The organism is Pseudonocardia sp. (assembly GCF_025465255.1).
GTDB lineage: Bacteria > Actinomycetota > Actinomycetes > Mycobacteriales > Pseudonocardiaceae > Pseudonocardia.
Genome location: NZ_JAODNI010000151.1, coordinates 1 through 13,320, shown reverse-complemented (window position 1 = coordinate 13,320; position 13,320 = coordinate 1). Strand labels below are relative to the sequence as shown.

The 13,320-nt window shown below is 74.5% G+C and carries 14 protein-coding genes; 9 read left to right on the top strand and 5 right to left on the bottom strand.

Annotated elements, in window-relative coordinates; translation table 11 throughout:
* Nucleotides 1–1,027 (bottom strand): DUF3710 domain-containing protein (locus JWP64_RS18490; RefSeq protein ID WP_297498752.1); only part of this gene is annotated, 1,027 nt, incomplete at its 3' end.
* Nucleotides 1,024–1,545 carry a dUTP diphosphatase gene (dut, locus tag JWP64_RS18485; protein ID WP_297498749.1) on the bottom strand — a complete coding sequence of 174 codons (522 nt, stop codon included), beginning with the start codon at nt 1,543–1,545 and terminating at the stop codon, nt 1,024–1,026. The genes JWP64_RS18490 and dut, both read right to left, overlap by 4 nt.
* Nucleotides 1,546–1,570: 25 nt before the next feature.
* Between dut and JWP64_RS18480 the strand changes: the two genes are divergently transcribed.
* Nucleotides 1,571–2,062 carry a DUF3093 domain-containing protein gene (locus JWP64_RS18480; protein WP_297498747.1) on the top strand — a complete coding sequence of 164 codons (492 nt, stop codon included), beginning with the start codon at nt 1,571–1,573 and terminating at the stop codon, nt 2,060–2,062.
* A gap of 133 nt (nt 2,063–2,195) precedes the next feature.
* On the opposite strand, the gene JWP64_RS18475 is transcribed toward JWP64_RS18480, so the two are convergent.
* The gene (locus JWP64_RS18475) at nt 2,196–2,498 is read right to left on the bottom strand and encodes a DUF4193 domain-containing protein (protein WP_297498744.1); all 303 of its coding nucleotides are present in this window, start codon (nt 2,496–2,498) and stop codon (nt 2,196–2,198) included.
* Between the two features lie 316 nt (nt 2,499–2,814).
* Here JWP64_RS18475 and JWP64_RS18470 point away from each other — a divergent pair, with 316 nt between their 5' ends.
* Nucleotides 2,815–3,960: a phosphotransferase family protein gene (locus JWP64_RS18470; protein WP_297498741.1), complete on the top strand. Its 1,146-nt coding sequence runs from the start codon at nt 2,815–2,817 to the stop codon at nt 3,958–3,960.
* Nucleotides 3,960–4,592 (top strand): envelope integrity protein Cei, encoded by a 633-nt coding sequence (cei, locus tag JWP64_RS18465; RefSeq protein WP_297498739.1) that lies wholly within the window; start codon nt 3,960–3,962, stop codon nt 4,590–4,592. Before JWP64_RS18470 ends, cei begins: the two co-directional genes overlap by 1 nt.
* Nucleotides 4,593–4,629: 37 nt before the next feature.
* Here cei and JWP64_RS18460 read toward each other — a convergent pair whose 3' ends face one another.
* Nucleotides 4,630–5,481 (bottom strand): inositol monophosphatase family protein, encoded by an 852-nt coding sequence (locus tag JWP64_RS18460; RefSeq protein WP_297498736.1) that lies wholly within the window; start codon nt 5,479–5,481, stop codon nt 4,630–4,632.
* 326 nt (nt 5,482–5,807) lie between these two features.
* On the opposite strand from JWP64_RS18460, the gene JWP64_RS18455 reads away from it, so the two are divergent.
* Entirely contained in the window at nt 5,808–7,214 is a 1,407-nt protein-coding gene (locus JWP64_RS18455) for an RNA polymerase sigma factor (RefSeq protein ID WP_297498733.1), read from the top strand.
* Between the two features lie 65 nt (nt 7,215–7,279).
* Here the strand turns inward: JWP64_RS18455 and JWP64_RS18450 are convergent, their stop codons facing one another.
* Nucleotides 7,280–8,038 carry an enoyl-CoA hydratase/isomerase family protein gene (locus tag JWP64_RS18450; RefSeq protein WP_297498730.1) on the bottom strand — a complete coding sequence of 253 codons (759 nt, stop codon included), beginning with the start codon at nt 8,036–8,038 and terminating at the stop codon, nt 7,280–7,282.
* A 60-nt stretch (nt 8,039–8,098) separates the two neighbouring features.
* Between JWP64_RS18450 and JWP64_RS18445 the strand changes: the two genes are divergently transcribed.
* From JWP64_RS18445 to JWP64_RS18425, 5 genes are all read left to right on the top strand, one after another.
* Nucleotides 8,099–8,701 (top strand): hypothetical protein, encoded by a 603-nt coding sequence (locus tag JWP64_RS18445; RefSeq protein WP_297498727.1) that lies wholly within the window; start codon nt 8,099–8,101, stop codon nt 8,699–8,701.
* 61 nt (nt 8,702–8,762) lie between these two features.
* Nucleotides 8,763–9,956, top strand: coding sequence for an ATP-binding protein (locus JWP64_RS18440; RefSeq protein WP_297498724.1), 1,194 nt, complete (start codon nt 8,763–8,765; stop codon nt 9,954–9,956).
* 346 nt (nt 9,957–10,302) lie between these two features.
* Complete coding sequence (locus tag JWP64_RS18435; protein WP_297498721.1) at nt 10,303–11,544, top strand: MFS transporter; 1,242 nt, start codon at nt 10,303–10,305, stop codon at nt 11,542–11,544.
* Nucleotides 11,541–12,605 (top strand): tartrate dehydrogenase, encoded by a 1,065-nt coding sequence (locus JWP64_RS18430; RefSeq protein WP_297498718.1) that lies wholly within the window; start codon nt 11,541–11,543, stop codon nt 12,603–12,605. The genes JWP64_RS18435 and JWP64_RS18430 overlap by 4 nt, the downstream gene beginning before the upstream one ends.
* A 53-nt stretch (nt 12,606–12,658) precedes the next feature.
* The coding region (locus JWP64_RS18425) for an MFS transporter (protein WP_297498715.1) at nt 12,659–13,320 on the top strand (662 nt) is incomplete at its 3' end.

Genomic DNA, 13,320 nt, shown 5'->3' with positions numbered 1-13,320 from the left:
CCGGGGCGGGGCGCTGCCCACGACCCGGCTGCCCACGAGCCGGCTGGACAGGGCCCGGCTGGGGCGCGCCGGCGCCCGGACGGGGCTGCTGAGGACTCCCGGACCGCTGAACGTCCCGGTGCTGCTGGGCGGTTCGGGACTCCTGAGCGCCCTGGGACTGCTGGACGGGCGGGGACTGCCGGGCGGGCTGGGACTGCCAGCCGGGTCTGAGCTGCTGGGCGGCCGGGGAGAGGGCGGGACGTCGCTGCGGGCGTCCGTTCACCGCGGCCCGGCCGCCGGTGCCCTCGACGGGCGACACGGCGGTCGTCTCGTTCGCGGCCGGGGCGTCCGCCATGTCCGGCTCGGCCGGCTTGGTCCGCAGGGTCATCGTCGCCCGCTTGGGCCGGGCGTCCGTCGGCCGCTGCGAGGCGGGGTCCAGGGACTCGGGCGTGGACAGGGGCAGCACCGTGCGCGGGGGGTACGGCTGCCGCCCCCGCACGACGACGGTGGCGCGCAGCATCCGGCGCAGCTCGTCGTCGAGCGCGACGGCGTGCTCGGCCGGGCCGGTGGCCACGCCGTAGAGCATCCAGCGCTCGCCGTCGACACCGACGAACACCGACCGGGCGCCGTCCGTGCGGGCGTGCAGCTCCCGGCCCCACTCACCCTGGAACGAGCGCACCTGGGCGCCGCCGTCGCGCAGCGACTGCTCGATCTCCGAGGCCAGCTGGCTCCACAGGCCCGACGAGCGGGGCGCGGCGAGCGCGCTCACGGACAGCCGGCCGCCGGGCATCGTCACGTGGACGGCCTGCAGCTTGCCCTTGGCGGCCTGTTCCAGGTTGACCGTGCCGGTCATCGGGACCGGCACCTGCACGGCGCCGAAGTCCATCCGGGCCACGTCGGTCATCTCCGGGTCGAGGTACTCGGCGTCGTAGGGCCCGAACGGCGGGCCCTCGTACTCGACCTCCTCGGCCCCGTACCCGTCGACGCCGCCCTCGGTGTCCTCCGGGAGCCCCGGGGCCACCACGTCGTCTCCGTAGCGGACGCTCACCGCGGGCCGCTCCCCTCGCCGGGCACGAGCCGGTCGTGCCCTCCGGTGGAGCCGTAGCCGCCGGCACCGCGCTCGGAGCCCGGCAGCTCGGCGACCTCGACGAACCGGGCCCGCTCCACCTTCTGGATCACCAGCTGGGCGATCCGGTCACCCCGGCGGAGCCGCAGCTCGGCGCGCGGGTCGTGGTTGATCAGGCAGACGCGGATCTCGCCGCGGTAGCCGGCGTCGATCGTGCCGGGGGTGTTCACCACCGACAGCCCTGCGCGGGCGGCCAGCCCCGAACGTGGGTGGACGAACCCCGCGTAACCGAGTGGCAGCGCGATCGCGACGCCTGTGCCGACGACCACACGCTCACCGGGAGCGAGCAGGACGTCGGAGGTTGTGACGAGGTCCGCACCGGCGTCGCCCTCGCGGGCGTAGGCGGGCACGGGCACGTCCTGATCGAGCCTGGTCAGCAGCACATCGACAACCGGTGCGACCAACGGCTCGTGCGGGGGAGCATCGACGGGGCCGGGCACAACGAACGACGCTACCCTCGACTGCGTGAGTGAACACCCGTCGTCCGCCGGTCCTGCGACGTCCGGCCGTTCCCGGTTCGACGAACGGTTGTCCGTGCCGTTCTGGTGGTATCTGTTCGGCGTCGGCATCGCCGTCCTGCTCGGAGCCGAGATCCACATGGGCTATCCCGGCGTGCGGTCCTGGATCGGCTACGTCGTCCTGATCCCGCTGTCGCTGCTCGTGGTGTGGCGGCTCGGCGCCGCCCGGGTACAGGTCACCGGGACCGAGCTGACCGCCGGGGACGAGCACCTCCGCCGGGCGGACGTCGGTCGCGTGCAGATCGTGCCCAAGGACCGCAAGCAGCAGGCCCTGGGCCCGGAGCTGGACCCCACGGCCCACGTGGTCCACCGGTCCTGGGTCGGCCCGGTCGTGCGGATCGAGGTCACGGACCCGGCGAACCCGGTGCCGTACTGGATCGTGAGCAGCCGTCGTCCGGAGGAGCTGGTCGCGGCCCTGGACCGCCGCCCCGGCAGCTGACGGGCCGGGTGGGCCCGACACGCAGGCGTCCCGCCGGCCTGAGGCCGAGCGGGACGTCGTTCGAGTTCCCCCGGACCCACCGGGGCCGGGCGGCCGTACCCGGATCAGGCCGCCCGGATCGGGCGGCCCCGGGTCAGGCCGCGCAGTCCCGGCAGATGAACATGTTGCCGCGGGTCTCCGCCAGCCGGCTCCGGTGGTGCACCAGGAAGCAGCTGCCGCAGGTGAACTCGTCCGCCTGCTTCGGGAGCACCTTGACCGTCAGCTCCTCGCCGGACAGGTCCGCGCCGGGGAGCTCGAAGCTCTCCGCCGTGTCGGTCTCGTCGACGTCGACCGCGGACGACTGCGACTCGTTCCGACGGGCCTTGAGCTCGTCGAGCGAGTCCTCAGCCATGTCGTCGCTGTCGTTCCGCCGCGGTGCGTCGTAGTCGGTCGCCATCTTTCCCACCCCAAGTACTCGAACACTCGCTAGTTGATGCGGTCGTGCGGCTGCACAACGTCGCAGCTACGGGCTTTGTGCCCGGCGCCGTGGTGACGCCGGTCTCACCCTTCACACCCGCCGGGCAGGACCCACCCGGGGCCCGCTCCGCCGTACTGCCGGCGCGTGCCCCTGAGGACGATCGGACTTCCCCCCGGGGGCGAGAGGATAACCCAGCAGTCAAGACCGTGTCGGGTGACCCGTCCCACCGCCCGAACACCCCGGTCGGCCAGGATCTTCCCGGCCGTCGTCACGTCGGGCCGTTAAGGTGCCCGACGTGACGACCGGTTCCACGCCCGACCTCCCTGACGACACGGCAGGGGCCCCCTCCGCCACGCCCGGCGCGGACCCCGCCGCCGTGGGTGCGTGGCTCGCCGACCGGCTGGACGACGAGCGGTGGCGCGGCTCGACGCTGCACTCCATCGGCGCCGGCCGGTCCAACCTCACCTATCGCGTCTCGAGCCCGGCCGGGGACGTGGTGCTGCGCCGGCCGCCGGTCGGCGCGGTCGCCGCGACGGCGCACGACATGGGCCGCGAGCAGCGCGTCATCGCCGCCCTCGGCGACACGGACGTCCCGGTGCCCGCCGTCCTGGCGGCGTCCGAGGGCGGCCCGCCGGTGGACGCGCCCTGTTTCGTGATGGAGATGGTCGACGGCGTCGTCCCGCTCGGCGATCTCCCGGCCGGCTGGGCGGACACCGAGGCGGACCGGGCACGCGCCGGACAGGCCCTGGTGGACGTCCTGGTGGCCCTGCACGCCGTGGACCCGGCCCGGGTGGGCCTGGCGGACTTCGGACGCCCGGAGGGCTTCATGGCCCGCCAGGTGCGCCGCTGGGGCAAGCAGTGGGAGGCCGCCCGCGCGGACGGGGTCTCCGGCACCGACGAGGCCACCGAGAAGGAGCTGAGCAGGCTGGCCGAGCGGCTCGGCGGCGCGGTCCCCGAGGCGCAGCGGCACACGATCGTCCACGGGGACTACCGGATCGACAACTGCCTGTTCGACCGGTCAAATCCCGGCCGGATCACCGCCGTCCTGGACTGGGAGATGTCGACGCTCGGGGATCCGCTGGCGGACCTGGGGCTGATGCTCGTCTACTGGTACCAGGCCGACGAGGACCCGGTCTGGCGTGAGGCACAGCACCTGCCGAGCCCCACCCGGCTCCCCGGCTTCCCCACCCGGGCCGAGATCGCGGTGGCGTACGGGCGGCAGTCCGGCCTGGATCTGGCCCCCCTCGGCTGGTACGTCGCGTTCGGGGCGTTCAAGCTGGCCGTGGTGCTGGCCGGGATCCTCGCGCGGGTACGCGCCGGAGCCGTGCCGGCGGAGATGGCGAAGGGCATCGAGGACGCGGTGCGTCCGCTGGTCACCCTCGGGCACCACGTGCTGGACCACGGGGTGGACGGGCTCGCGGTGTCCGGCGGGATCGGCTGATGGGCGGCCTGCGTCCCTACCGGCGCCGCCGCACGCGCCCCGTAATCGCCACCGTCTCCGTGCTCGGCGTACTCGCGGTCGCCACCTGGACGGTCGTGCTGGTCAACTCGGCGACCTCCACCGGCCTCGCCGCCTGCAACTCCCCCGCGGACGGCCGCAGCGTCGGCACCGTGCTGGACGCGGACGCGCTCGCGGACGTCGCGCCCGTCGCGGCCGGCGCGGTACGGGTCACCGTGCTCAACGCGGGCGGCCAGCGCGGCCAGGCGAACCTGGTCGCCGCGCAGCTCGGGGACCTCGGCGTCACCGAGGCCGCACCGCCGGACAACGACCCGTTCTTCCCGGACGGCGACCTCGAGTGCCGCGGCCAGCTGCGCTTCGGTCAGGCGGGCCAGGGGGCGGCGGTGACGCTGTCGCTGCTCATGCCGTGCACCGAGCTCGTCCGGGACGACCGCGCGGACGACAGCGTGGACGTCGCCGTCGGCACCGGGTTCACCGACGTCAACCCGGGACGCGCCACCAAGAACGTCCTGGACCAGCTGGCGAACCCCGCCGGCGCGACCGCGGACGGCCGGCCGGCGGGGCCCGCGGTGGACCCTGACGACCTGGCGACCGCCCGCGAGGCCTCCTGCTGAGATCCGGCTGTCGAGATCGGCTGCTGAGATCCGGGGGTCAGATCTCCGCGGCGCCGAGCTCCCGGGCGAGTGCGCCGAGGTCGCGGGCGATCCCCGGGACGGCGACGAGCGTGGCGTCGGGGCCGAGCCCGTCGTCCGGCCCCGCCTCGAACGTGGGCGGCGCGGGATGCCGCACCACAGCGCCGGCCTCGGTGGCGATCAGCGCCGCCGCGGCCCAGTCCCACCAGCCCAGCCCGTGCTCGAGGTAACCGTCGAGCCATCCCGCGGCCACCCCGCAGAGGTCCAGGGACGCCGCGCCGTTGCGCCGCACGTCGCGGACCCGCGGCAGCATCCCCGCGACGAGCCGGGCCTGCCGGGCCCGGCGCTCGGCGGCGTAGCCGAACCCCGTGCCGACGAGCGACTGGGACAGGTCCGTCTCCTCGTTCACCCGCAGCGCCCTGCCGTCGAGCGTGGCGCCGGCACCCCGCGCCGCCGTCCATACGCGACCGGACGCGGGCTCGACGACGGCGCCGGCCAGCGACACCCCGTCCCGGACGGCCGCGACGGACACCGCGTACCAGGGCAGGCCGTAGAGGTAGTTCACCGTGCCGTCGATCGGGTCGACCACCCAGCGGGCCGCGGCAGCGTCGCCCGCCTCCTCCTCGCCGAAGACCGGCTCCCCCGGGCGCAGCTCTCCGAGCCGGCCGCGCACCAGCTCCTCGAGGGCCTTGTCCGCGGCGGTCACGACGTCCGTGGGCGAGCTCTTCGTGGACACCGCGCCCGGGTCCGCGCCGGTCGACCGGGGCGCGGGGAGGGTGCGCAGCCGGGCCGCGGCCTCGGAGGCGACGAGTTCGGCGACACGCCGCAGTTCGGCAAGCTCGGCGGGCGTGTCGGAAATCTGCTCGGACATGGGTCCATCCGACCACACCGGACGGCCCCGGAATCGATTCGGCCCCAGCGTGACGGGGGTGTCGGCGGGTGCTTCCCGATCTCCGCGGGCCCCTCCGGAAGGTCGGGGACGAGCCCCTTCGGGCGAGTAGGGGAAGCGAGGTGCGAACGCCCGCCCCACACGCAGTTACAATGGTCTCGTACCCCACCCCCGGGACGCACGTCGACGCGTTGTCACGACGGCGAACGGCGCGGCGGGGTCAGGAGACAATTCTCGAAGCCAGCCGGACCGAGCCGGGGTTCCCCGCACTCCGGCGAACCGCAAGCGTACGCAGCGAGAGGGCCTAGGTGGCAGCCGCAGACTCCGCAACCCGCAACGACTCGACCGTCAGCGATCCTGCTGATCCGAGTCCCGCACCCGCACGCCGTACCCGCACCACGGGTACGGCCACGAAGAAGGCCGGCACCGCGACCCGGCCTCGCGCGGGAGCCAAGGCCGGTGCGAAGGCCGGGCCCAAGGGCCCGGCGACCAGGAAGAAGGCCGGCGAGGGCGACGACGCCGTCGATCTCGACGAGGGCGAGCTCTCACCGGAGGACGGCGAACTCGAAGAGGTCGACGTCGAACTCGACATCGAGGACGACACCTCGGACACCCCCGGCGCCGCGGCGGCCGACGAGGACGACGACGAGGACGACGACGAGCCGGAGACCAACACCGGCGCGAACCGTCGTGCCCCGACCACGCGCTCGTCGCAGCAGAAGTCGAACGAGTTCGTCTGGGACGAGGAGGAGTCGGAGGCCCTGCGCCAGGCGCGCAAGGACGCCGAACTCACCGCGTCCGCGGACTCGGTCCGCGCGTACCTGAAGCAGATCGGCAAGGTCGCGCTGCTCAACGCGGAGGAGGAGGTCGAGCTCGCCAAGCGGATCGAGGCCGGCCTCTACGCCGCCGAGCGCATCCGCCGAGCGCTCGAGGCCTCGGAGAAGGTCTCCCCGCAGCTGCGCCGGGACCTGCGCTGGATCGTCCGCGACGGCGAGCGCGCCAAGAACCACCTGCTGGAGGCCAACCTCCGCCTCGTGGTCTCGCTGGCCAAGCGCTACACCGGCCGCGGGATGGCGTTCCTGGACCTGATCCAGGAGGGCAACCTGGGCCTGATCCGTGCGGTCGAGAAGTTCGACTACACCAAGGGCTACAAGTTCTCGACCTACGCGACGTGGTGGATCCGTCAGGCCATCACCCGCGCGATGGCCGACCAGGCCCGCACCATCCGCATCCCGGTGCACATGGTCGAGGTCATCAACAAGCTCGGTCGCATCCAGCGTGAGCTGCTCCAGGACCTCGGCCGCGAGCCGACGCCCGAGGAGCTCGCCAAGGAGATGGACATCACCCCGGAGAAGGTGCTGGAGATCCAGCAGTACGCCCGGGAGCCCATCTCGCTGGACCAGACGATCGGCGACGAGGGCGACTCGCAGCTCGGTGACTTCATCGAGGACAGCGAGGCCGTGGTGGCCGTCGACGCGGTGTCCTTCACGCTGCTGCAGGACCAGCTGCAGTCCGTGCTGGCCACGCTGTCCGAGCGCGAGGCGGGCGTCGTCCGGCTGCGCTTCGGCCTCACCGACGGCCAGCCGCGCACGCTGGACGAGATCGGCCAGGTCTACGGGGTCACCCGCGAGCGGATCCGGCAGATCGAGTCCAAGACGATGTCGAAGCTGCGCCACCCGTCCCGGTCCCAGGTGCTCCGCGACTACCTGGACTAGTCACGGTTCTCCGACACGGCCCCCGAGCTCCGGCTCGGGGGCCGTCGTCGTTCCCGCGCGGGGGCTCACCGGAAACCCGCGACCCGATTCTCCGTGTCCTCGATCGGGTACCGGGTGGCTTCCTCGTACGCGAGGCCGTCGGTGAGCCCGCCGTCGAGGGCCTCGCGGTAGAGGTCCTTGTAGGCGGCGAGCGAGCCGGCGCTGTGGGAGCGGATCGTGTCCGCGAGGGCGCGGACCGTCTCGTCGAGCTCGGCCAGGGGCACGGCCTGGGCGGCGATCCCCCACTCGGCGGCCTGCGCCCCGGTGAACGTCGCCGCCGTGTAGGAGAGCCGCCGGGCCCGGGCCACCCCGGCCAGGCGGATCAGCCGCTGGCTCATCCCCCACGTCGGGCGGAGGCCGAACTTCGCGTGAGTGTCCCCGAGCTTCGCCTCCTCCGCGGCCACCACCAGGTCGCAGGCGAGCGCGAGCTCCAGGGCGCCGGTGAAGCAGAAGCCGTTGACCTTGGCGATCACGACCTTCGGCATCGTGGTCAGCGTGGTGATCGCGGCACGCGCGGGCGCGTCGAGGTGGTCGCCGACGGCGCCGTCGGTCAGGTCGCGGTCCCCCAGCGCCTTCAGGTCGACGCCGGCGCTGAACGCCCGGCCCGCGCCCGTCAGCACCACGACCTGCACCGACTCGTCCGCGGCCAGCTCCTCGAGCGCGCCGCCGAGCTGCAGGAGCATGTCGCGGGTGATCGCGTTGAGGGCGTCCGGACGGTCCAGGGTCACGGTGGCGACGCCACCGTCACGATCGACGCGGACCACGGCTTCGGGGTTCGGAGTCACCGCCCCATCCTGCCCTCCGGTACGCGTCCACGGCGCTCCGGAACTGCCGGACTGACCCGCGTGACGACACCCGCACCGATGTACGTGCCCCGGTTCGCCGTCCGCCAGCGGATCACGATGATGGTGAACCGCTACGAGATCCGGGCCCTGGCCCCGGACGGCACCGAGGGTGGGCTCCTCGCCTTCGCGCAGCAGAAGCGGATGACGTTCAAGGAGCAGGTGACGTTCTACGCGGACGAGGCGAAGAGCCCGGCCGTGTTCTCCTTCAAGGCCCGCCAGCGCCTCGACGTGCGCGCCGAGAACGACGTGTTCGACGAGTCCGGCAACCCCCTGGGCATGTTCCGCAAGGACTTCGCGAAGAGCTGCTCCGCTCCACGTGGCTGGCACCTGTCGGCGCCCGGGATCGAGGCCGTCGGGCAGGAGCGCCGCGCCGGGATCGCGGTGCTGCGCCGGGTGTGGGACGTGCTCCCGATCGTCGGGGACATCCCGGTGCCGTTCCTGTTCCACTTCGACTTCGTGGACGCGAACGGCGCCACGGTGCTGACGAGCGAGCGGCAGCGCAGCGTCCGGGATCGCTACACGATCACCGTGCCGGACCCTCGGCTGGACTTCCGGGTCGCGGCGTCGATGGCGGTCGCGCTGGACGCGTTCCAGGGCCGGTGACCCCGGCGCGCGGCTGAACGCCCTGCTCTGTCCGGCTCCTTCCCCGGGTACCGGGCGCCGGGTGTCCTTGCGGGTGGAGCCCGTCCTGCGCAGCCCCGTGGTGGTCGGCCGGCGCGCCGAGCTCGCAGAGGTCCGCAGGCTGGTGTCCGCGGCGCGCAACGGACTCCTGCTCGTGACGGGCGAGGCCGGCATCGGCAAGTCCCGGCTGCTGGCCGAGGGTGTCGCGGCGGCGGCCGACGCCGGGTTCGTGGTGGCTGACCCGGCGGGCGGTCCCCGGGGGCGGCACCTACCGGGCCGTCACCGCGCCCTGATCGGCCGGCTGGACTCCCCGGCCGTCACCACGTCGGCGGCGGTGCGGCCGTACCGCCCGGTCCTCGAGCAGCTGGCGTTCCCGCGGCATCCGGCGCCCCGCGACACGGCCGCCCCGGACCAGGCCGTCGTGCTCGGCGAGGGTGTCCTGCGGATGCTGCGCGCGCTCGCCGCCGAGGGCACCGGCTGCCTGCTGCGCCTGGAGGGCCTGCACCGGGCCGGCGAGGACACCCTCGCCGTCGTCGAATACCTGGCCGGGTCCGCCGCCGACGCGCCCGTGCTCGTCACGGTGTCCGTGCGCCCCGGTACCGTGGCGGACCGGCTGCGCGCGGCGGACGGCGTCCGGTCGCTGGCCCTGCGCCGCCTCGGCCCGGAGGACGTCGCCGCGCTCGCCGCCGCCTGCCGGGCCGGCGACCCGGATGCCCGGGCGCTCGCAATCCGCTCCGAGGGCCTGCCGTTCGTGGCGGAGGAGATGCTCGCGGCACCGGAGCTGACCGTGCCGCGCACGCTCGCGTCGCTGGTCGGGGGGCGCCTCGCCGAGCTCGACGGCACCGACCGCGCCGTGCTCGACGCCGCCGCGGTCCTGGGCCCCGAGCTCGACTGGCCGCTGCTCGGGCCCGTCGCCGAGGTTCCCGAGGGAGACGTGCCGCGGACGCCCTCGTCGCCCGTGGCGACCCGGCGGACGAGCCCCGGGCCGCGGTCCTGTCGATCGAGGCCGGTCGGCCCGAACGGGCCGCGCGGACACTGCTCGACCTGCCCGCCGGGACGCGGCCCGGGGAGCCCTGCGCAGTGCGGAGAAGCGCCTCACTCGGGCGGCCGACGCGGCGGGGGACAGCCGGCTCGGGAACGAGGTCCTCCGCGAGCGGGTCTCCGTGCTCACGCTGGTCGGGCGGGCCGCCGAGGCCCTCGAACTCGGGGCCGCCCGGCTCGGCCTGGTCGCCGGTGACGCCCACGCGGAGCGGGCCGGGTCCCCGGAGGCGCTGTGCGAGGCGCTGGGCGTCGCTGGCGCGCCGCCGTGCCCGGGCTCCCCGTCGCCGTCCCCGCCTTCGCCGACCCGCCCGGCCGGCTGCGGGCGGCCTATCGGCTCGGTGCGGGGTCCGCCGTCCTCGTCCGGCCGGACGGGATCGTCGCCTGGCGCCACGACGGGCCGGCCGGTGACCGGGCCACGGCCCTCGCCGGTGCGGTCGGGCTCTCGCCGGGCCGCGCGCCCGGGCACAGGCGGCGTGAGGGTGCGGCGGGGCCGTCCGTGGTGACGGCGCGTCCGTCCGGAGCACGTGTGGCAGGGTGGCTCGGTGACGTCGCAGAAACCCGTGGCGGAAGCCCCCTCGGACCGCGCGGTCAACCGGCGCGCCCGCGTCGCCGTCGCCCTGGTGTTCGGGACCAACGGAGCCGTCTTCGCCAACCTGCTCCCCCGGTACCCGCAGATCAAGGACGCGCTCGGGCTCTCCAACGCCGAGCTCGGCACCGCGGTCGCGGCGTTCCCGCTCGGCGCGCTGCTCGCCGGTCTGACGGCCTCGACGCTGGTCCGGCGGTACGGCTCGTCCCGGGTGGCGTGCTTCGGGATGGTGGTCGTCGCGATCGGGATCTTCCTCGCGGGGCTCGCGCCGAGCTGGGTCCTGCTGGCGTCGGCCATGTTCGTGGCCGGAGCGGCGGACGCGGTCGTCGACGTCGGGCAGAACGCGCACGCCCTGCGGGTGCAGCGGCGGTACGGCCGCTCGATCCTGAACTCGTTCCACGCCGTCTGGTCGATCGGGGCGGTGCTCGGCGGGGCGATGGGTTCGGCCGCGGCCGGGCTCGGGCTGCCGCTGCCGTGGCACCTCGGGGGGTCCGCGGTGCTCTTCGTGATCGTCGCGCTCGCGGCGTTCCGGTTCCTGCTGCCCGGGCCGGAGGACGCCGAGCGCGAGCCCGCGGACGAGGTGGCGCGGCCGGTGCTCGCGCTCCGCTCCCGGGCCGCCCGGCGCACGCTGCTCGTCCTCGGGGTGCTCGGCGTCATCGCCTCGTGTGGGGCGCTGGTGGAGGACGCGGGCGCCTCCTGGGGCGCGATCTACCTGAGCGGGCTGGGCGCCGGCGCGGCCGTCGCCGGGCTCGGGTTCGTGGCGCTGCAGGGGCTGGAGTTCGTCGGGCGGCTGCTCGGGGACCGACTGGTGGACCGGTTCGGCCAGCGCGCCGTCGCGCGGTCGGGCGGGATCATCGTGCTGGTGGGCATGGGCCTGGCGCTCGCGTTCCCGACCATCCCCGGCACCATCGTCGGCTTCGGGCTCTCCGGGCTGGGCGTCGCCACGCTGATCCCGGCCGCCATGCACGCCGCGGACGAACTGCCGGGCCTCCCCCGCGGCACCGGCCTGACGATCGTCAGCTGGCTGCTGCGCCTCGGCTTCCTGCTCTCGCCGCCGATCGTCGGCCTGGTCGCGGACGCCACGTCCCTGCGCCTCGGTTTGGTCGTCGTCCCGCTCGCGGCGGTCGTGATCGTCGTCGGCGTGGTCGTGCTCCCCCGGGACCGCGCCTCCGGCGCAGCTGCGACCCTGAGGCCATGACCACGGTCCACCGCATCGCCCTGATCCCCGGAGACGGCATCGGCCAGGAGGTCCTGCCGCCGGCCACCGCGGTGCTCGACGCCGTCGGGAAGCGCCACGGGATCGAGTTCCGCTACGACTCCTTCGACTGGTCCTGCAAGCGCTACGCGCACGAGGGCGCGATGATGCCCGCGGACGGCCTCGAGCAGATCGCCGGGCACGACGCGATCCTGCTCGGCGCCGTCGGCTGGCCCGGCGTCCCGGACCACGTGTCGCTGTGGGGCCTGCTGATCCCGATCCGCCGGGCGTTCGCCCAGTACGTCAACCTCCGCCCGATCGCCGTGCTCGACGGCGTGCCGTCGCCGCTGTCCGGCGCGAGGCCCGGCGAGGTGGACTTCGTCGTCGTCCGGGAGAACTCGGAGGGCGAGTACTCCGAGATCGGCGGCCGGATGAACCGCGGCCTGCCGGGCGAGCTCGCCGTCCAGGAGGCCGTCTTCACCCGCACCGGCGTCACCCGGATCGCGGACTATGCGTTCGAGCTGGCCGAGGGCCGGCGCAAGCACGTCACGTCGGCGACGAAGTCCAACGGCATCGTGCACACCATGCCGTTCTGGGACGAGGTCGTGGCCGAGCGCGCGGCGAGGCATCCGGGGATCGAACTCGTGTCCGAGCACATCGACGCGCTCGCCGCGAAGCTCGTGCTGAACCCCTCACGCTTCGACGTCATCGTGGCCTCGAACCTGTTCGGCGACATCCTGTCCGACCTGGCCGCCGCGGTCGCCGGGAGCATCGGCATCGCCCCGTCCGGCAACCTGAACCCGGAGAGGGATCACCCGTCGATGTTCGAGCCCGTGCACGGGTCCGCCCCGGACATCGCCGGGAAGGACCTGGCGAACCCGCTGGGCGCCATCTGGTCGGCCTCGATGATGCTCGACCACCTGGGTCACGCCGACGCCGCCGCCGAGGTCCTCGATGCGGTGCGGGGCTCGCTCGCCGAGGGCGGCGTCCGGACCCGCGACATGGGCGGGACGGCCGGGACCGCCGAGTTCACCCGCGCGCTGCTGGACCGGGTCGGCCGGTGATCCGACCGGAAGGGACTTGACCTGAAGTCCGGTCGAGGGCGCAGGCTTGCCCCATGACGACGAGCGCTCCCCCGGTCCGCGACGAGCTCTTCGGACCGTCCCGGCGCGCCGTCACCGTCGGGATCCTGCTGCTCATCAGCCTGATCGCGTTCGAGGCCATGGGGGTCGGCACCGCGATGCCCGCGATCGTCGCGGACCTCGCGTCCGTGGCCTCCTACTCGTGGCCGTTCGTGGCGTTCATCGCGCCGATGGTGGTCGGGACGGTCCTGGGCGGCCGCTGGTGCGACGCCCGGGGCCCGCGCGCCGTGCTGCTCCTCGCCCCGGCCCTGTTCGGGCTGGGGCTGCTCGTCGGCGGCACTGCCGGGACCATGGCCCAGCTCCTCGTCGGCCGGGTGCTGCAGGGCTTCGGTGCGGGCGCCCAGGGAGTCGCGGTCTACGTGCTGATCGCGCTCGTCTACTCCGAACGGGCGCGGCCGGCGGTGTTCGGCCTGGTCTCGTCCGCGTGGGTGCTGCCGTCGCTGATCGGGCCGCCGGTCTCGGGGCTGGTGACCGAGCACCTGTCCTGGCACTGGGTGTTCCTCGGGTTGCTGCCGCTGGTCCTGCTGGCCGTGGGGCTGGTGTTCCCGGCGGTCCGCGGCCTGTCCGTGCCCGCGCCGGGCGAGCGGGGCCCGGCGCGGCGGAGCACGGTGGCCGCCGCGTTCGCCGCCGCGGCCGG

Bases quoted from the DNA above. Each gene is read 5' to 3' on its own strand.
- JWP64_RS18475 (WP_297498744.1), bottom strand. From the start codon at position 2,498: ATGGCGACCGACTACGACGCACCGCGGCGGAACGACAGCGACGACATG.
- cei (WP_297498739.1), top strand. From the start codon at position 3,960: ATGGGCGGCCTGCGTCCCTACCGGCGCCGCCGCACGCGCCCCGTAATC.
- JWP64_RS18460 (WP_297498736.1), bottom strand. From the start codon at position 5,481: ATGTCCGAGCAGATTTCCGACACGCCCGCCGAGCTTGCCGAACTGCGG.
- JWP64_RS18430 (WP_297498718.1), top strand. From the start codon at position 11,541: ATGACCACGGTCCACCGCATCGCCCTGATCCCCGGAGACGGCATCGGC.